The sequence below is a fragment of the Streptomyces sp. NBC_01214 genome, from assembly GCF_026340975.1.
GTDB lineage: Bacteria > Actinomycetota > Actinomycetes > Streptomycetales > Streptomycetaceae > Streptomyces.
The window spans coordinates 142,501-160,477 of the sequence record NZ_JAPEOS010000002.1; the positions used below are offsets into that span (position 1 = coordinate 142,501).

Sequence of the window (17,977 nt, forward strand, 5' to 3'; positions counted from 1 at the left end):
AACTCGGCAAAATGCCCCCGTAACTTCGGGAGAAGGGGGGCCATCACTGGTGATCCGATTTACTCGGTGAGCTGGGGGTGGCCGCAGAGACCAGCGAGAAGCGACTGTTTACTAAAAACACAGGTCCGTGCGAAGCCGTAAGGCGATGTATACGGACTGACGCCTGCCCGGTGCTGGAACGTTAAGGGGACCGGTTAGTGACCTTTCGGGGTTGCGAAGCTGAGAACTTAAGCGCCAGTAAACGGCGGTGGTAACTATAACCATCCTAAGGTAGCGAAATTCCTTGTCGGGTAAGTTCCGACCTGCACGAATGGCGTAACGACTTCTCGACTGTCTCAACCATAGGCCCGGTGAAATTGCACTACGAGTAAAGATGCTCGTTTCGCGCAGCAGGACGGAAAGACCCCGGGACCTTTACTACAGTTTGATATTGATGTTCGGTTCGGCTTGTGTAGGATAGGTGGGAGACTTTGAAGCAGCCACGCCAGTGGTTGTGGAGTCGCCGTTGAAATACCACTCTGGTCGTGCTGGATGTCTAACCTCGGTCCGTGATCCGGATCAGGGACAGTGTCTGATGGGTAGTTTAACTGGGGCGGTTGCCTCCCAAAGGGTAACGGAGGCGCCCAAAGGTTCCCTCAGCCTGGTTGGCAATCAGGTGTCGAGTGTAAGTGCACAAGGGAGCTTGACTGTGAGACCGACGGGTCGAGCAGGGACGAAAGTCGGGACTAGTGATCCGGCGGTGGCTTGTGGAAGCGCCGTCGCTCAACGGATAAAAGGTACCCCGGGGATAACAGGCTGATCTTCCCCAAGAGTCCATATCGACGGGATGGTTTGGCACCTCGATGTCGGCTCGTCGCATCCTGGGGCTGGAGTCGGTCCCAAGGGTTGGGCTGTTCGCCCATTAAAGCGGTACGCGAGCTGGGTTTAGAACGTCGTGAGACAGTTCGGTCCCTATCCGCTGTGCGCGTAGGAATATTGAGAAGGGCTGTCCCTAGTACGAGAGGACCGGGACGGACGAACCTCTGGTGTGCCAGTTGTCCTGCCAAGGGCATGGCTGGTTGGCTACGTTCGGGAGGGATAACCGCTGAAAGCATCTAAGCGGGAAGCCTGCTTCAAGATGAGTATTCCCACCTCCTTGAGAGGGTAAGGCTCCCAGTAGACGACTGGGTTGATAGGCCAGATGTGGAAGCCCGGTAACGGGTGAAGCTGACTGGTACTAATAGGCCGAGGGCTTGTCCTCAGTTGCTCGCGTCCACTGTGTTAGTTCTGAAATAACGAACAGCTGTGTCCATGCCAGCGTTCAAATTTCATAGTGTTTCGGTGGTCATAGCGTTAGGGAAACGCCCGGTTACATTTCGAACCCGGAAGCTAAGCCTTTCAGCGCCGATGGTACTGCAGGGGGGACCCTGTGGGAGAGTAGGACGCCGCCGAACAATCATTGTGGGAAAGCCCCGCACCAACCCTTTACGGGTTAGGTGCGGGGCTTTTCTGCGTTTACGGGCAGATCGGGCCCGATCGGGCCGGCCGCGCGCCTCCCGCCTGTCGTCCGAATGGCCGCAGCAGTCCGGTGACGCGTCGTCGGCGGCCCGGCGAGACGGGCCCTACGTCCCTTTAGTTCGTACTGTGGGGGTATGGGCTACGACCTCGTCATCTTCGACAACGACGGCGTGCTGGTGGACAGCGAGCCGCTCGCCAACAGCATCCTCGCCGGGTACCTGACCGAGCTGGGGCACCCGACCACCTACGAGGAGTCGGTCCGCGACTACATGGGGAGCGCCGTGCACCGGGTGCACGACCTCGTCGTCGAGCGGACCGGGCAGCAGCTGCCGGCCGACTTCGACGAGACCCTGCACGCGCGGACCCTCGCCGCGTTCGAGCAGGAGCTGAAGCCCGTCCCCGGCGTGGAGGAGGTACTGGGCGCGCTGACCGCGCAGGGGGTCGGGTACTGCCTGGCCTCCTCCGGAAGCCACGACCGGATCCGGGTCGGGCACCGGGTGGCCGGGCTCGACGGGTGGTTCGAGGAGGAGTGGATCTTCAGCGCGCAGGACGTCGGGCAGGGGAAGCCGGCTCCCGACCTGTACCTGCACGCCGCGCGGCAGATGGGCGTGGAGCCCTCCCGATGCGTGGTCATCGAGGACAGCCCGCTCGGCATCCAGGCCGCCGTCGCCGCGGGCATGGACGTGTACGGGTTCACGGGCATGCTGCCCGCCGACCGGCTCCCCGGAGCCACCGGACACTTCGGTGACATGAAGCAGCTCACCGGACTGCTCGGGCTGGAGGCCGGACTGGGTATGTGATCTCTCTACCCACGGGTAGCCCGTGGCCCTACGCTGACCCGCCATGACGGATGATGTGCGGCTGCGGCGCGGCCGCGGCGCTCTGGGGCTCAGTTTCTTCGTGCAAGGCGTCGCCTTCGCGCTGCTCGTGACGCGCATCCCGGCCATCCAGGACCGGTACGGGATATCCGACGGCCTGCTGCCCGCCTTCCTCGCCGCCGTGCCGGTCCTCGCGGGGGCGTCGAGCGTGGCCACCGAGCACCTGGTGAAACGGGTGCCGCCCAGCGTCGTACTGCGGTGGGCGCAGCCGCTGGTGTTGCTGTCCCTGCTGGGCGTCGGAGCCGGCGGCCAGATGTGGCACGTGGCGGTGGCGCTGGGGGCGTTCGGGCTGTCGGTGGGTGCGCTGGACGCCTCGATGAACATGCTCGGGGTCAGCCTGCAGCGCGCGTACGGGCGCAGCATCATGCTGGGCTTCCACGCCGCGTACAGCCTCGGCGGGATCCTGGGAGCCTCGGCCGCGTGGGCGGGGGCGCACTGGGAGCTGAACCTCTTCGTCAGCTATCTGCCGGCCGTGGTCGTGCTGTTGCCGCTGGCGCTGCTGGGGAGCCGGCGCTACGTCGACGGGACGGGGCCGGAGCGGACGGAGGAGACCGGCGGGAAGGGAACGGGGGCCGGCGGGTTCAAGCTGCTGCTGCCGCTCTGCCTGGTGATGGCGTGCGCGTACATCGGGGACTCCACGGTGGCGAACTGGAGTGCCAAGTACCTCCAGGACGTGCTCGGGAGCTCGGAGCAGATGGCGACCGTCCCCTACAACGTGTACATGGTGACCACCCTCGTGGGGCGGGCCGTCGGGGACCTGGGCGTGCGGCGCTTCGGGGCGGCGGCCGTGGTGCGGGCCGGGACGCTGGTGGCGGCCGCAGGGTTCGCCGTGGTGGCGGCGGCGCCGGGAGCGTGGGTGGGGATGCTCGGCTTCACGCTGCTGGGGATCGGGCTGTGCGTGATCGTGCCGCAGACCTTCGCCGCCGCGGGACGCTTGTTCCCGGGGGCGTCCGACACGGCCGTCGCGCGGCTCAACATCTTCAACTACGTCGGCTTCCTGATCGGGTCCCCGCTCGTGGGGGCGATCGGCGACGCCTGGAGCTACCGGGGCGCGATGCTGGTGCCGATGGCGCTGGTCCTGGTGACGCTCTTCCAAGCCCGCTCGTTCGGCTCCGAGGGCGCCCGATACGGTGTGCGGCATGAGCGGCGAGCCGGTGACCGGGCTGTTGATGTGGGACGAGGCGGTAACGAGGTATGACTTCGGACCGAGCCATCCGATGGACCCGGTGCGCCTGGCGCTGACCATGGGCCTGGTGCGCGCCTTCGGGCTGGACCGGGCGATGGAGGTACGGGCGGCGCCGGCGGCCGGGGATTCGACGCTGCGGCTGGTCCATCGGGAGGACTACGTCGCCGCGGTGCGCGAGGTGTCCGCCGACCCGGGGGTCGCGGACGGTTCGTACGGGCTGGGGACCCTGGACGATCCGGCCTTCCACGGGATGCACGAGGCTTCCGCGCTGATCGCCGGGCAGTCCGTGGCGGGCGCGGAGGCGCTGTGGCACGGCGAGGCCGAGCACGCCGTGAACTTCGCCGGCGGGCTGCACCACGCGATGCCGGGCGGGGCGGCCGGTTTCTGCGTCTACAACGACGCTTCGCTGGCGGTGGCGCGGCTGCTGGAGCTGGGGGCCGAGCGGGTCGCCTACGTGGACGTGGACGTGCACCACGGGGACGGCGTGCAGGCGGCCTTCTGGGACGACCCGCGGGTGCTGACCATCTCGATGCACGAGCATCCGCGGACGCTGTTCCCGCAGACGGGCTGGCCCGAGGAGACCGGCGGCCCAGGCGCGGAGGGGTCGGCGGTGAACATCGCGCTGCCCGCCGGGACCGGGGACGCGGGCTGGCTGCGGGCCTTCCACGCGGTCGTGCCGGAGCTGCTGGCGGACTTCCGGCCGCAGGTGCTGGTGACCCAGCACGGGGCCGATACGCACTTCGAGGACCCCCTCGCCCACCTGGCGGTCTCGCTGGACGCCCAGCGGGCCGTCCAGGAGGCCTGTCACCGGCTCGCGCACGAGTACGCGGACGGGCGGTGGCTGGCGCTGGGCGGGGGCGGGTACGCGGTGGTGGACGTCGTCCCGCGGTCGTGGACGCATCTGGTGGGGATCGCCGCGCACCGGCCGGTGGATCCCGAGACGGCGGTGCCCGCGTCGTGGCGGGACGAGGTGTACGCGCGGACGCGGCAGTTGGCGCCGGCCCGGATGACGGACGGGCGGCCCGCGTCGTGGCCGGATTGGGACGCGGGCTACGACCCGGCGGACCGGACGGACCAGGCCGTTCTGGCGACGCGGCGGGCGGTGTTCCCGCTGCGCGGCATGCTGACCTGAGCGTGCGGTCGGAGTTGCCGCATCGTTACGCCAACTGTGGGGCTGTTCGGTGGAATTGGGGATCCGCCAGATGGGTTGGGGCAGCATCGGAGGGTGTTGAGCACCGGCGCGCTGCGTGCGCATCTGCTGGCCGCCCGGTTGGCCGGGCCCGTTGCCACGTCCCGGGAGGAGAGCCTGCGCAGTTACCGGCTGTTCGCGGCGCGGGATCCGCGGGTGATGCTGGGGCTGGATCCGGAGTGGGCGTGGGGCGAGGGTGATCTGCTGAGGCTGATGGCGGACAAGTGCGGGGTCTCGGCGGATCCGGCGCACGTCAGCGGGCCGGACGTGATCGATCCGGAGCTGACGGTGGCCGCACTGGAGGCGTTCGCGGGGCGGCTGTGCGAGGCGGCGAGGGTGCGGTCGCCGGTGTTGTTCGGGACGGGCCATCCGCATCGACTCCTGGGTTTCTACGCCGGTTTGGCGGAGGCGTTGTCGGCGGCGGGATGTGTTGTCCTCACCCCGGCGCAGGGGGTCAGGGTCGACATGACGACGCGGTTCGGCGTACGCACGCACAGCATCGAATACGTACGGGGGGTCGCACTGGTGCGGGAACCCGGCGTGCGGGTGCCGGGGAGTGCGACCGGCGTGCACACCCATTCGCCGCTGCCGGTTCGGGTGGCGCTGGGGGCCCTCGCGGAGGCCGGCGGGCCGCTGCCGGAGCTGGTGGTGGGGGACCACGGGTGGGTCTGCGGTGCAGGTCAGCTCGGTGTGGAGGCCATCGGGTTGGCGGATACGGATGATCCCGCGCTGTTCGTCGGGGAGGCCGAGGGGCGGGTCTCGGTGGCCGTTCCACTTGATGACGCGGTGCGAGCGGACTACTACCGACCGCTCGCGCGGTACGTGCTCGGCCGCGCGAGTCTGACGGGGCGGCAGGAGTGGCCGTAGCTCCTCTTCCCCACTCGTATCACGCGCCCCTACTCTGGGGAGTGAGCGTGCGACGACGAGGAGTAACCGGAGGGGAAGCCGGTGCCCGTCATGCGCGGAAGGTCAAGGTGTGTCATGGCTGCTGGCGAGAGGCCTCTTAGTGAGGTTCAGTTCCTGACCGTGGCGGAGGTCGCCTCGGTGATGCGAGTGTCGAAGATGACCGTGTACCGGCTGGTGCACAACGGTCATCTGCCCGCAATCCGGGTGGGCCGGTCCTTCCGGGTCCCCGAGAATGCGGTCCACGAGTACCTCCGAGAGTCCTATGTGGGGGTGGAGTCGGCCTGAGACTGAGGCTCGGGACGCCCCTGGCTACGACGCGGAAGCGCTCGGATTACAAGCTCAGAGCTCGGGCGGGTAGGCTAGGCCGACGTAGGTCGTGTGGGCCCAGACGCCCCGCACCAGTGAAGAGAAGTGAGCGAGGGTAGTCGTGGGCTCTGTTATCAAGAAGCGGCGCAAGCGGATGGCTAAGAAGAAGCACCGCAAGCTGCTCAAGCGCACCCGCGTCCAGCGCCGTAACAAGAAGTAAACGGCAGCTGTACGTGTTCTCCGCAGCCCCTCCACCATCCTTGGTGGAGGGGCTGCGGTGCAGCCGGGGGACTTCTCGAGGGAGGCGCTGAGCTCGTGGGGAAGGTCGTACTCGTCACCGGGGCTGCCCGGCAGTTGGGCGGCCGCTTCGTGCGCCGGATCCAGCGCGATCCGGACGTCGAGCGGGTGATCGCGGTGGACGCCGCGACACCGCCGCACCGTCTCGGATCGGCGGAGTTCGTCCGTACGGACATCAGACAGTCGGCGATCGCCAGAGTGCTGGCCGAGCACGCCGTGGACACGGTGGTCCATCTGGCGGTCACCGGAGGCAGTGCGGGAACGGGCGGTGCGCACAGCACCGTCAAGGAAACGAACGTCATCGGCACCATGCAGCTCCTCGGGGCCTGCCAGAAGTCGCCGACGGTACGACGGCTCGTGGTGAAGTCCAGTACCAGCGTCTACGGCGGCACCCCCCGGGACCCGGCCGTCTTCACCGAGACCACGGAGCCGAAATCCCTGCCGGCGGGCGGCTTCGCCAAGGACGCCGCCGAGGTCGAGGGCTACGTACGGGGCTTCGCGCGCAGGCGGCCGGACGTCGCCGTGTGCGTCCTGCGGTTCGCGAACATCTTGGGGCCCTTCGCGGACTCGGCGCTCGCCGAGTACTTCTCGATCCCGGTGATGCCGACCGTGCTGGGGTACGACCCGCGGTTGCAGTTCGTGCACGAGGACGACGTCCTCGAAGTGCTGCGGCTGGCCGCGGGGGAGCCCAGGCGCGGGACCCTGAACAGCGGGACGTTCAACATTGCGGGTGACGGCGTACTGCTGCTGTCGCAGTGCTCGCGGCGGCTCGGGCGGCCCACGCTGCCCCTGCTGCTGCCCGCCTTGAACTGGGTGGGCGCCGCGCTGCGGGTGGTCGGGGCCAGTGACTTCTCGCCGGAGCAGATAAGGCTGCTCACCCATGGCCGGGTCGTGGAGACCACGCAGATGCGCGAGGTCCTCGGCTTCGAGCCGCTCTACACGACCGCCGAGACCTTCGCGGACTTCGCGCGGAGCCGGGGGACCGGGCTGCTGCCGCCGGAGCGGGTCGGACGGGCCGTGGACCGGGTGGCGGCCATGCTGGACGCAGGGGGGCTCGACGGGCTCAAGGACGACGCCCACGCGGCTGAAGGAGCGAAGCGATAGTGGCGGACGCCAAGGTCATTCCGTTCGACGAGGACCGGCCGCGGCGGCGGATCCCCCGCCGTGTGCGGGCGGTGCCCGCTGCCGAACCGGTGGTGGAGCCCCCGGCGGCTCCCGAGCCGGCGCCGGCCGCGGCGCCCGGCGACAGCTGGGACCGGCGGATCGCCGGCGGGCTGGCGTTCCTGCGGCGGCGGGTCACCGGGGACTACGAGGTCGACGACTTCGGCTACGACAAGGAGCTGACGGACCAGGTCCTGATGTCCTTGATGCGCCCGCTGTACGACAAGTACTTCCGGGTCGAGGTCAAGGGCATCGAGAACATCCCGGCGGAGGGCGGCGCGCTGATCGTGGCGAACCACTCCGGGACGCTCCCGCTCGACGGGCTGATGCTCCAGGTCGCCGTGCACGACCACCACCCGGCGGAGCGGCACCTGCGGCTGCTGGCGGCGGACCTGGTGTTCATGCTGCCCGTGGTCAACGAGCTGGCCCGCAAGGCGGGGCACACCCTGGCGTGCGCGGAGGACGCACAGCGGCTGCTGGAGGCCGGGGAGCTGGTCGGTGTGATGCCGGAGGGCTTCAAGGGGATAGGGAAGCCGTTCGGGGACCGGTACAAGCTGCAGCGGTTCGGGCGCGGCGGCTTCGTGTCGACGGCGCTGCGGGCGGGGACGCCCATCGTGCCGTGCTCGATCGTGGGGGCGGAGGAGATCTATCCCATGGTCGGCAACGCGAAGACGCTGGCACGGCTGCTGGGGGTCCCGTACTTCCCGATCACGCCGACGTTCCCGTGGCTGGGGCCGCTGGGCGCGGTGCCCTTGCCGACGAAGTGGACGATCCAGTTCGGGGAGCCGATCCCGACGGACGGGTACGCCGCGGAGGCGGCGGAGGACCCGATGCTGATGTTCAACCTGACGGACCAGGTGCGGGAGCAGATCCAGCACACGCTCTACAAGCTGCTGGTGCAGCGGCGGTCCGTGTTCTTCTGACGCCTTGTCGGCGCAAGGCCGAAGAGCGGAAGGTCGAAGGGCCGAAGGAGCCGAAGGAAAGGGCGGGGCTGCCTCGGCAGCCCCGCCCTTCCTGTTGCTCGGCTTACTCGGCGTCCTCCGCGCCCAGGCCCAGGCCCGGGAGGAGCCCCGGGAGCAGGGGCGGGATGGTGATGTCCGGCTTCGGGTTCTCCGGCGTGCCCGAGGGGGGCGGGGCCGACTGTCCCGCGGGCGGGTTGAGCAGGTCGCCCGTGCCGCCCAGGAGGCCGCCGGCGGGGGGCCGGGAGCTGCCCGAGGGGGACGGCGCCGCCGGGCTGCCGGACGGCGTGCTGCCGGCGGCCGGGGCGGACGGGTGGGTGCCGCTGGGCGTGCCCGGCTTGGCGGACGAGCCGGGGGTGCCCACGGTGCCGCGGTGCTGCTCCGGGGCCTTGGGGAGCAGGCTCTGTAGCGGCGCCACGTCTTGGTCTATGGCCTGGAAGACCGACTCCACCTCACCGCCCACGTCCGTGAGCTGCGCCGGGAGCTTTTCGCGGAGCTTGCCCCACGCGTCGCGGTGGGAGCGGGAGAACGACGACAGCTTCTGGATCGGGCCGAGCGAGCCGTCCCGTTCGTAAGCGGCTTGGAGGAGGCGGTGGCCTTCCTCCGCGTCGTGCTTCACGCCCGCCAGGGCCCGGCGGATCGCGCCCAGGGACTCGTGGTCCAGGTCGCCGAGCCGGCCCCGCTCCATCAGCCGACGGGCTTCCGACAGGCGGTTCGAGGCCTGGTCGAGATAGAGCTCGCCCCGGTCCGAGTCGTCGTCGGCCATCCCCAGCTTCAGGTCCTCCATGCCCCGCTTCACGGGGTAGAGGTGGTCACCGGGCAGGGCGTCGGAACTGGCAGCGGCCACTCCGCTGAAGGCCCCCGCGGCCACACCCACGGTGAGGCCGCCCGCTGCGATGCCCTTGGACCAGCGGGAGCGTGGCCGCAATTTCCGGAGCGGGGTCGCCCGGTGGGCGCCGCGGCCGGTCCGCTGTTCGGGCACCTGAGGGTCCGCGGCGGCACCGCCCCCGGCCCTCTCCTCCAGCACCATGGCCTCCATGGCGGCAACGAGCTGAGCTCGTTGCACCACTTTGACCTCGGGGTCCAGCACTGGGCGCGGCATTCTTTCGCCGAGCACGCTCGCCAGGGCCAACAGCCGGTCGTGGTCGGCAGGTTCGGCAGGTGCCTCGGACTGCTCGGCCGCCGAGTCCGGATCTGGAAGGTCGGATGGGGTCCGATCCTCCAGGGCCTGGGCGAAGGCGTTCGCCCGCCGGTGCGGGGTCACGTTCGCGATCACTGGCGGCACCTCCTCTCGTCATGACGATCGACTCCCCAAGGTGTCCGGAAGGTTGCCTTCCTTGAGCGCATCCACACTTTCGAGTGAGCGGCTTCGGGCAAAGCGTGTCCACAGGGAGCCTGCATTCCGCACAACGAGCGTCGCGGCACTTGGGTTACGGACGAAGGATGATCTGACCACAGCGTCATCGAGGGGTCACCGAATGTGAGGTTGTCTGGTGTCGGAGGGTCAGCGGGCGTCTTCGGGGAGGAGGCGGGCCAGGGTGCGCACCGCCCGGTACTGGAGCGTCTTGATGGCGCCCTCGTTCTTCCCCATCACCCGGGCCGTCTCGGCGACCGAGAGGCCCTGCAGGAAGCGCAGGGTCACGCACTCCTGCTGCTGTGGATTGAGCTTGCGCACGGCCTCCAGGAGGGCCGCGTTGGAGAGGGACTCCAGGACGGAGTCCTCGGGGCTGCGCTCGACCTCGTTCGCGTCGAGCATCTCGCCGGTGGTGACCTCCAGCCGGAAGCGGCTGGACTTGAAGTGGTCCGCCACCAGGTTGCGGGCGATCGTCACGAGCCAGGCGCCGAAGTCGCGGCCCTGCCAGGTGAAGGTGGAGATTCGGCGCAGGGCGCGCAGGAACGTCTCGCTGGTGAGGTCCTCCGCGGTCGCCTTGCCGCCGACGCGGTAGTAGATGTACCGGTAGACCGTGTCGCTGTACTGGTCGTAGAGGCGACCGAAGGCCTCGGCCTCGCCCGCCTGGGCGCGTTCGACCAGGTCCATCATGCGGGCCTGGTCGCTGTCCGCCGTGGGGCGGCGGTGGGTGGTCTGGGTGCCGGTGCCGGAGGCGTTCGAGCCGCCGGCGGCGCGACCTCGTCTGCCCACCGTCGCGCCGCCGTCGGTCAGGGCATAGCAAGGACCGGCCGGGCCGAAGCCGGCAGGGACCGCGGCGGCGAAGGCGGGGGCGGCGTACGCGGTGGGGACGAAGCCGCGCAGGTGGTCGAGGACCGTTGCGCGCAGCTGAGCCAGGCCCGAGGCGTCAACCCCGACAGGTGGGTACACGGGACTCCCAGAGGCAGAGCTTCCATCACGTGCAGTGCGGAACCGTTCACCCGTCGTGGCGACAGATGGCCGGTGGCATGCGTTTGAGGAGAATAACGCTTCGTACAGGCGGCGCTACACCCAGTTGCTCAAATCACCGGTTCCGACACATCTGTTGCGTGTCGAAGGCATATTCAGTCGCAGTTGGTGATCGATTCTTGATCGCTTGGATACGCGGAATGGACGCTTCCAAGTGATCCCGTGACCGAGTCGGGCATGCCGGAGTGCCGCGCCGGGGGCGTGGGTAGGGGTGCGCGAAGGGCCGGGCAGGGCTGCGGTCCGGGCGGGTCCGGGGCTCTTGGGCCCCGGGCCTGGTGTTGTTACTTGCGGCGGCGGTGCAGGGCGATGGCCGCGGCCGCGCCGCCCGCGATCGCGCCGACGCCGGCGGCCGCCGGGACGCCGACCTTCACGGCCTTGCGGCCGGTCCGATAGTCGCGCAGTCGCCAGTCGTTGGTGCGGGCATGCTTGCGCAGTTTTGTATCGGGATTGATCGCGTACGGATGTCCGACCAGTGACAGCATCGGGATGTCGTTGTGTGAATCGCTGTACGCGGCGCAGCGTTCGAGGTCGAGCCCCTCGGCGGCGGCCAGGGCGCGGACCGCCTCCGCCTTCGCGGGGCCGTGCAGCGGTTCGCCGACCAGGCGGCCGGTGTAGATCCCGTCGACGGACTCGGCGACGGTGCCCAGGGCCCCGGTCAGGCCGAGGCGGCGGGCGATGATCGTGGCCGTCTCCACGGGGGCGGCGGTGACCAGCCACACCTTCTGGCCGGCGTCGAGGTGGGCCTGCGCCAGGGCGCGGGTGCCCGGCCAGATCCGCTCGGCCATGTACTCGTCGTAGATCTCCTCGCCGATCGACATCAGCTCGGAGACCTTGTGGCCCTTGACGATGGACAGGGCGCTGTCGCGGGCGTCCTGCATGTGCTCGGGGTCCTCGACTCCGGCGAGCCGGAACCAGGCCTGCTGCCAGGCGAAGCGGGCGAGCTCGCGGCGCTGGAAGAACTCGCGCTTGTAGAGGCCGCGTCCGAAGTGGAAGATCGCGGCGCCCTGCATGACGGTGTTGTCGAGGTCGAAGAAGGCCGCGGCGAGGTCGTCGCCGGCGACCGGGAAGACGGGTTCGTCCGGGGTCTGCTCCGGGCCCTCTTCGGCGAGGGCTTCCGGTTCCGTTTCGGGTTCGGTGAGCGCTGGGGCCTCGGCCAGAGCGGTCTTGCGGGCGGCCTCGGCCGAGGCCTCGCCCGCCAGCACGCTGCGTGCGGTGGCGGAGCGCCGACGAGGGGGGAGCCATCCGAGAGCGGCCATGACGCGAGCATAGCCACTGTGTTCGGGAGTTCCCGAACCGATGGGATGCAGGGGCGTGAACTCTTCGGGGCGCTGCTGTTACGCGGGGGCGCGGGAGAATGGGTGGCATGAGCCCTTTGTTGCGCCGTAAAGAAAAGAAGAGTCCCGGCGAGCGGACGGTGACGCTCATCGGGAAGCCGGGGTGTCACCTGTGCGACGAGGCGGAGGAGGTGGTCGCGAAGGTGTGCGCCGAGACGGGTGCGCAGTGGGAGAAGAAGGACATCTCACAGGACGAGGAGCTCTATCGGCGGCACTGGGAGCAGATTCCGGTCGTGCTCGTGGACGGCGAGCAGCACACCTTCTGGCGGGTGAACCCCGACCGGCTCCGGCGGGCGTTGGGGGCCTGACCCTCCCCCCGGTTACCATCATGGGCGATTTATGGGGTCTCGGGGGCGTATCTGTGAGGAGTGTGCACGGTTTTGCCCCCTTTCGGATTTGAACGGGTTCGACGTGCCGATGGTTCCGGCTTTACGTGCCGGAGTTGCGTGACCCCGGTCACTTTGGGCGGACAAACCGGACACAATCTTTGTGCACGCGTTCACAAAGGCATAGCCTGCTGTCGACGGGGCGGTCCTGGGACAAGTGGCCGCCTGCAGCCCCGCTCATCCCGCAGGAGCATCGTGGCAACTGGCCGAACTCACCGACCGGCGACCCGCAGCCGAGGTATTCCCGAGGCCACTGTCGCCCGGCTTCCGCTGTACTTGCGCGCCCTCACCGCGCTCTCCGAGCGATCGGTGCCCACGGTGTCCTCCGAGGAGCTCGCTGCCGCTGCCGGAGTCAACTCCGCGAAGCTGCGCAAGGACTTCTCGTACCTCGGTTCCTACGGGACCCGCGGCGTCGGCTACGACGTCGAGTACCTCGTCTACCAGATCTCCCGCGAGCTCGGTCTGACCCAGGACTGGCCGGTCGTCATCGTCGGCATCGGTAACCTCGGCGCCGCCCTCGCCAACTACGGCGGTTTCTCCGCGCGCGGCTTCCGCGTCGCTGCCCTCATCGACGCCGACCCGGCGATGGCCGGCAAGCCCGTCGCCGGCATGTCCGTGCAGCACACCGATGATCTGGAGAAGATCATCTCGGAGAACGGCGTCTCGATCGGCGTGATCGCGACCCCCGCGGGCGCGGCGCAGCAGGTCAGCGAGCGGCTGATCGCGGCGGGCGTGACGTCCATCCTGAACTTCGCGCCCACCGTGCTGTCCGTGCCCGACGGCGTGGACGTGCGCAAGGTCGACCTCTCCATCGAGCTCCAGATCCTCGCCTTCCACGAGCAGCGCAAGGCCGGTGAGGAAGCGGCCGCCGCTGCCGCCGGCAGCTCCTCCGTCGGCGGCGCCGCACCCGCCGCGGCCGTGGTGCCGCCGGCCGGGCGGACCGCAGCCGAGCAGCGCAAGGGCGGGCCCGAGGGCGACGTGCCGGCGGTGATGCCGGCATGAGCCTGCTCGTCGTGGGGCTGAGCCACCGCAGCGCGCCCGTGAGCGTCCTGGAGCGGGCCTCCCTGTCCGCGGACGCCAAGGTGAAGCTGCTGCACGACACCCTCGCCGCCGAACCGGCGACCGAGGCGACCGTGCTGGCCACCTGCAACCGGATCGAGCTGTACGCGGACGTGGACAAGTTCCACGCCGGCGTCGCCGAGCTGTCCACCCTGCTCGCGCAGCACAGCGGGGTCGGGCTGGAGGAGCTCACCCCGTACCTGTACGTGCACTACGAGGACCGGGCGGTGCACCACCTGTTCTCGGTGGCGTGCGGACTGGACTCGATGGTCGTGGGCGAGGGGCAGATCCTCGGTCAGATCAAGGACGCGCTGGCGCTGGGGCAGGAGTTCCACACCGCCGGGCGGCTGATCAACGACCTCTTCCAGCAGGCGCTGCGGGTCGGCAAGCGGGCGCACTCCGAGACCGGGATCGACCGGGCCGGGCAGTCGCTGGTGACCTTCGGGCTGGAGCAGCTCGCCGTGAACGTGCCGGTGGGCGAGTGGGCCGCCGGCAAGCGTGCGCTGGTCATCGGCGCCGGGTCGATGTCCTCGCTGGCCGCGGCGACGCTGGCGCGGGTCGGGGTCGCCGAGATCGTCGTGGCGAACCGGACCGCCGACCGGGCGGAGCGGCTCGCGGAGATTCTGGTTGCCTCGGGCACCGGGGTCTCGGCGGTGGCCGTGCCGATGGCTCGGGTCGCCGATGAACTGACACGAGTCGACGTGGTCGTCTCGTGCACCGGTGCCACGGGGCTCGTGCTGAGCGCCGACGACGTGCTCGCCGCCGTCTCCTGGGGCGCGGGTGGGCTCGCGCCGGCGGAGCAGGACGAGGCCGGGGCTGCGCCCCAGGCCTCCCAGGGGCTCCGCCCCCGGACCCCCGCGCCCCAATCTCCCCCAGCTGCCGCCGGGAGGGGCACCCTGGCGGGGCTGGACCCCGACGTCGTGGCCCGGTTGGCCGCCGCTGCGCAGACGCACGGGCGGATCGCCGATGCCGGGGCCGTGCGGACCATCTCCGGGGCCGTCGAGGCCGACGGGTGCCCCGTCGGACCGGACGGGCGCGCCGCGCTGACCGGAGTCGACGCCAACTCCCTCGAACTGCACGGGACCTGGGCCGACCAGGGCGAGGCCGCCGCACAGCGGCAGCCCCGCAGGAGCACCCGTACGCAGGCCCACGCGACCACCGTCCGGCTCGCGCTGCTCGACCTGGCCATGCCCAGGGACATCGACGCGGCCGTGCACCGGATCCCGGGCGTCCGGCTCGTGGACATCGAGTCGCTCGCGGAGGCGTCCGCCGACGCCCCGATGGCGGCCGACATCGACGCCGTACGCGGGATAGTCGCCCAGGAAGTGGCGGCCTTCGGGGCGGCACAGCGGGCCGCCCACATCACGCCCACCGTCGTCGCCCTGCGCGCCATGGCGGCCGAGGTCGTGGCCATGGAAGTGGCGCGGCTCGACGGGCGCGTGCCCGACCTCGACGAACGGCAGCGTGCCGAGGTCACCCAGACCGTGCGCCGCGTGGTGGACAAGCTCCTCCACGCGCCGACCGTGCGCGTCAAGCAGCTGGCGAGCGAGCCCGGCGGCGCCGGGTACGCGGACGCACTGCGCGAACTCTTCGACCTCGACCCTCAGACGGTTGCTTCCGTCAGCCGGGCGGACGCGGCCGATCCGATGAACGACGACGACCCAGGACGGGCATCATGAACACACGTCCCGACCAGCCGCTGCGGCTCGGTACGCGGCGGAGCAAGCTGGCCATGTCCCAGTCGGGGCACGTCGCCGACGCGGTACGGGCCGTCACCGGCCGGGCCGTCGAGCTCGTGGAGATCACGACCTACGGCGACGTCTCGCGCGAGCACCTCTCGCAGATCGGCGGGACGGGCGTGTTCGTCACGGCCCTGCGCGACGCGCTGCTGCGCGGCGAGGTCGACTTCGCCGTGCACTCGCTGAAGGACCTGCCGACCGCGCAGCCCGACGACCTCGTGATCGCGGCCATGCCGCGCCGCGAGGACCCGCGGGACGCGCTCGTCGCCCGGGACGGGCTGACCTTCGAGCAGCTGCCCGACGGTGCCCGGATCGGCACCGGCTCGACCCGGCGCACCGCCCAGCTCAACCACCTGGCGCTGTCGCTCGGCAAGCGGATCGAGACGGTGCCCATCCGCGGCAACGTCGACACCCGGATCGGCTTCGTCCACGACGGTGAGCTCGACGCCGTCGTCCTGGCCGCCGCCGGTCTGAACCGGATCGGCCGCGGTGACGAAGCGACCGACCTGCTGTCCGTCGACAGCGTCCTGCCGGCCCCCGGCCAGGGCGCCCTGGCCGTGGAGTGCCTCGCGTCCGACACGGACCTCGTCGCCGCGCTCGGTCAACTCGACGACCCGCACACCCGGGCCGCCGTGACCGCCGAGCGTTCCCTGCTCGCCGCCCTGGAGGCAGGTTGCAGCGCACCCGTGGGCGCGTTCGCCGACCTTCTGGCGGACGGGGAGATTGTCAATGAAATGCGCCTGCGCGGCGTCGTCGGAACCCTCGACGGCACGACGCTGGTGCAGCTGTCCACCACCGGTCCCGTGCCCCAGTCGTACGACGAGGCCATGGCGCTCGGCCGCGAACTCGCGGACGAGATGCTGGCCAAGGGCGCGGCCGGTCTGATGGGGGAGCGATCGCTTTGAACCCCTCAATTCCGACCACCTCCGCCTATCCGGCCGTCGCCGCCCACGGACGCGTCACCTTCCTCGGTGCCGGCCCGGGCGACCCGGGTCTGCTGACGTTGCGCGCCGTCGAGGCGCTCGCCGCCGCGGACGTACTGATCGCGGAGCCCGAGGTGCTCGAGGTCGTGCGGACTCATGCGCGGGCGAACGTCGACACGCCGCAGCTGACGATTGCTGATGAAGTGTCAGCAGCCGCCGGGGTCCCGGTGATCCGGGACGCGGCCAATCTTGTCATGGAGGCCGCACGCTCCGGCAGGCGGGTCGTGCGTGCCGTCACGGGCGACCCCGGGCTCGACGGCAACGCCGCCGAGGAGATGCTCGTCTGCGCCACCGCCGGCATCCCCTTCGAGGTGGTGCCCGGTGTCGCGACCGCGGTGGGCGTGCCCGCGTACGCCGGTGTCCCGCTGCGCGACAAGCAGGGCGCGGACGTGCGGTTCGTCGACGCGAAGACCGCCTCGGCGCGCTGCTGGAGCGAGGTCGGCGCGAGCGACGGCATCCTCGTCGTGTCCGCGACGCTGGAGACCGTCCCGGCAGCCGCCGCCGAGCTGGTGAGCGCCGGGCGCAAGCCCGACACCCCGCTGACCGTGACCGTCGCCGGTACCACCACGCGGCAGCGGACCTGGTGCGCGACGCTGGGCACCATCGCCCAGGTGTTCAAGCAGGGCAAGGTGCTCCCCTCGCCCGAGGGCGCCCGGCCCGTCATAGCCGTGGTCGGTGAGCACAGCGCCGCCGCGCGGCGCGAGGACCTGTCCTGGTTCGAGTCGAAGCCGCTGTTCGGCTGGCGGGTCCTCGTACCGCGCACCAAGGAGCAGGCCGCTTCGCTCTCCGACCAGCTGCGTTCGTACGGTGCGGTGCCCCACGAGGTGCCGACCATCGCCGTGGAACCGCCGCGCACCCCGCAGCAGATGGAGCGCGCGGTGAAGGGCCTGGTGACGGGCCGCTACGAGTGGATCGCCTTCACCTCGGTCAACGCGGTGAAGGCCGTCCGCGAGAAGTTCGAGGAGTACGGTCTCGACGCGCGCGCCTTCGCGGGCATCAAGGTCGCCGCGGTGGGCGAGCAGACCGCCGCCGCACTCGTGGAGTTCGGCGTGAAGCCGGACCTGGTGCCCAGCGGTGAGCAGTCCGCGGCCGGACTGCTGGAGGACTGGCCGCCGTACGACCCGGTCTTCGACCCGATCGACCGGGTGTTCCTGCCGCGGGCCGACATCGCGACCGAGACGCTGGTCGCCGGGCTGATCGAGCTCGGGTGGGAGGTCGACGACGTCACCGCCTACCGGACGGTCCGCGCGTCGCCGCCGCCGGCGGACACGCGCGAGGCGATCAAGGGCGGCGGCTTCGACGCCGTTCTCTTCACGTCCTCGTCCACGGTCCGCAACCTGGTCGGCATCGCCGGGAAGCCGCACAACGTGACCGTCATCGCCTGTATCGGGCCGGCGACGGCCAAGACGGCGGAGGAGCACGGGCTGCGCGTGGACGTACTGTCCCCGGAGCCGTCGGTGTCGAAGCTGGCGGAGGCCCTCGCCGAGTACGGTGCGGCGCGCCGCGAGGCGGCCAAGGAGGCCGGCGAGACGGTGTTCCGGCCGAGCGAGCGACGGCCGGGGGCGCGGCGGCGTCGTACCACGTGAGCGGATTACGGCCGGACGGATTACGGCCGGCGGAACGGGTGAGGGGCCCGGGTGCGGAGGAAAGCCGCACCCGGGCCCCTTCGTCCGTCCGGCCCCGGTCATCCGTTGTGCGACGG

General features: G+C 70.3%; 16 protein-coding genes and 2 rRNA genes (1 of these 18 cut by a window edge). 15 read left to right on the top strand and 3 right to left on the bottom strand.

Translation table 11 applies throughout. The features are described from left to right. From OG594_RS25350 to OG594_RS25395, 10 genes are all read left to right on the top strand, one after another. Positions 1-1,240, top strand: a 23S ribosomal RNA gene (locus tag OG594_RS25350); it begins 1,883 nt to the left of the window's first position. A gap of 76 nt (positions 1,241-1,316) precedes the next feature. Further along, positions 1,317-1,433 (top strand): 5S ribosomal RNA (gene rrf, locus OG594_RS25355). Between the two features lie 198 nt (positions 1,434-1,631). Next, entirely contained in the window at positions 1,632-2,297 is a 666-nt protein-coding gene (locus OG594_RS25360) for an HAD family phosphatase (protein WP_266603503.1), read from the top strand. 43 nt (positions 2,298-2,340) lie between these two features. After that, complete coding sequence (locus OG594_RS25365) at positions 2,341-3,573, top strand: MFS transporter (protein WP_266603505.1); 1,233 nt, start codon at positions 2,341-2,343, stop codon at positions 3,571-3,573. After that, on the top strand, positions 3,545-4,693 hold the full coding sequence (locus tag OG594_RS25370) for an acetoin utilization protein AcuC (RefSeq protein ID WP_266606576.1): 1,149 nt from the start codon (positions 3,545-3,547) through the stop codon (positions 4,691-4,693). The genes OG594_RS25365 and OG594_RS25370 overlap by 29 nt, the downstream gene beginning before the upstream one ends. A 93-nt stretch (positions 4,694-4,786) precedes the next feature. After that, positions 4,787-5,617: a phosphatase gene (locus tag OG594_RS25375; RefSeq protein WP_266603507.1), complete on the top strand. Its 831-nt coding sequence runs from the start codon at positions 4,787-4,789 to the stop codon at positions 5,615-5,617. A 114-nt stretch (positions 5,618-5,731) separates the two neighbouring features. Then, entirely contained in the window at positions 5,732-5,941 is a 210-nt protein-coding gene (locus OG594_RS25380; RefSeq protein ID WP_008738568.1) for a helix-turn-helix domain-containing protein, read from the top strand. Positions 5,942-6,083: 142 nt separating this feature from the next. Next, complete coding sequence (locus OG594_RS25385; RefSeq protein WP_003948845.1) at positions 6,084-6,182, top strand: AURKAIP1/COX24 domain-containing protein; 99 nt, start codon at positions 6,084-6,086, stop codon at positions 6,180-6,182. 95 nt (positions 6,183-6,277) lie between these two features. Continuing rightward, positions 6,278-7,363 carry an NAD-dependent epimerase/dehydratase family protein gene (locus OG594_RS25390; protein WP_266603510.1) on the top strand — a complete coding sequence of 362 codons (1,086 nt, stop codon included), beginning with the start codon at positions 6,278-6,280 and terminating at the stop codon, positions 7,361-7,363. Beyond that, entirely contained in the window at positions 7,363-8,343 is a 981-nt protein-coding gene (locus OG594_RS25395; protein ID WP_189733652.1) for a lysophospholipid acyltransferase family protein, read from the top strand. The genes OG594_RS25390 and OG594_RS25395 overlap by 1 nt, the downstream gene beginning before the upstream one ends. A 103-nt stretch (positions 8,344-8,446) precedes the next feature. On the opposite strand, the gene OG594_RS25400 is transcribed toward OG594_RS25395, so the two are convergent. From OG594_RS25400 to OG594_RS25410, 3 genes are all read right to left on the bottom strand, one after another. Next, entirely contained in the window at positions 8,447-9,655 is a 1,209-nt protein-coding gene (locus OG594_RS25400; RefSeq protein WP_266603514.1) for a DUF5667 domain-containing protein, read from the bottom strand. Between the two features lie 228 nt (positions 9,656-9,883). Then, complete coding sequence (locus OG594_RS25405; protein WP_266603516.1) at positions 9,884-10,696, bottom strand: ECF subfamily RNA polymerase sigma factor, BldN family; 813 nt, start codon at positions 10,694-10,696, stop codon at positions 9,884-9,886. A 359-nt stretch (positions 10,697-11,055) separates the two neighbouring features. Further along, on the bottom strand, positions 11,056-12,030 hold the full coding sequence (locus OG594_RS25410; RefSeq protein ID WP_266603518.1) for an HAD family phosphatase: 975 nt from the start codon (positions 12,028-12,030) through the stop codon (positions 11,056-11,058). A gap of 98 nt (positions 12,031-12,128) precedes the next feature. On the opposite strand from OG594_RS25410, the gene OG594_RS25415 reads away from it, so the two are divergent. The 5 genes from OG594_RS25415 to OG594_RS25435 all read left to right on the top strand — a co-directional run bounded on the left by OG594_RS25415 (position 12,129) and on the right by OG594_RS25435 (position 17,861). Next, complete coding sequence (locus tag OG594_RS25415; RefSeq protein WP_266603520.1) at positions 12,129-12,416, top strand: glutaredoxin family protein; 288 nt, start codon at positions 12,129-12,131, stop codon at positions 12,414-12,416. A gap of 273 nt (positions 12,417-12,689) precedes the next feature. Next, complete coding sequence (locus OG594_RS25420; RefSeq protein WP_266603522.1) at positions 12,690-13,496, top strand: redox-sensing transcriptional repressor Rex; 807 nt, start codon at positions 12,690-12,692, stop codon at positions 13,494-13,496. Next, entirely contained in the window at positions 13,493-15,232 is a 1,740-nt protein-coding gene (locus OG594_RS25425; protein WP_266603524.1) for a glutamyl-tRNA reductase, read from the top strand. The genes OG594_RS25420 and OG594_RS25425 overlap by 4 nt, the downstream gene beginning before the upstream one ends. Next, positions 15,229-16,197: a hydroxymethylbilane synthase gene (gene hemC, locus OG594_RS25430; RefSeq protein WP_266603526.1), complete on the top strand. Its 969-nt coding sequence runs from the start codon at positions 15,229-15,231 to the stop codon at positions 16,195-16,197. The genes OG594_RS25425 and hemC overlap by 4 nt, the downstream gene beginning before the upstream one ends. Then, positions 16,194-17,861, top strand: coding sequence for a bifunctional uroporphyrinogen-III C-methyltransferase/uroporphyrinogen-III synthase (locus OG594_RS25435; protein WP_030011305.1), 1,668 nt, complete (start codon positions 16,194-16,196; stop codon positions 17,859-17,861). The genes hemC and OG594_RS25435 overlap by 4 nt, the downstream gene beginning before the upstream one ends. Positions 17,862-17,977: the final 116 nt, after the last annotated feature.

Bases quoted from the DNA above. Each gene is read 5' to 3' on its own strand.
- OG594_RS25425 (WP_266603524.1), top strand. From the start codon at position 13,493: ATGAGCCTGCTCGTCGTGGGGCTGAGCCACCGCAGCGCGCCCGTGAGC.
- OG594_RS25365 (WP_266603505.1), top strand. From the start codon at position 2,341: ATGACGGATGATGTGCGGCTGCGGCGCGGCCGCGGCGCTCTGGGGCTC.
- OG594_RS25370 (WP_266606576.1), top strand. From the start codon at position 3,545: ATGTGGGACGAGGCGGTAACGAGGTATGACTTCGGACCGAGCCATCCG.
- OG594_RS25380 (WP_008738568.1), top strand. From the start codon at position 5,732: ATGGCTGCTGGCGAGAGGCCTCTTAGTGAGGTTCAGTTCCTGACCGTG.
- hemC (WP_266603526.1), top strand. From the start codon at position 15,229: ATGAACACACGTCCCGACCAGCCGCTGCGGCTCGGTACGCGGCGGAGC.
- OG594_RS25410 (WP_266603518.1), bottom strand. From the start codon at position 12,030: ATGGCCGCTCTCGGATGGCTCCCCCCTCGTCGGCGCTCCGCCACCGCA.
- OG594_RS25360 (WP_266603503.1), top strand. From the start codon at position 1,632: ATGGGCTACGACCTCGTCATCTTCGACAACGACGGCGTGCTGGTGGAC.
- OG594_RS25415 (WP_266603520.1), top strand. From the start codon at position 12,129: ATGGGTGGCATGAGCCCTTTGTTGCGCCGTAAAGAAAAGAAGAGTCCC.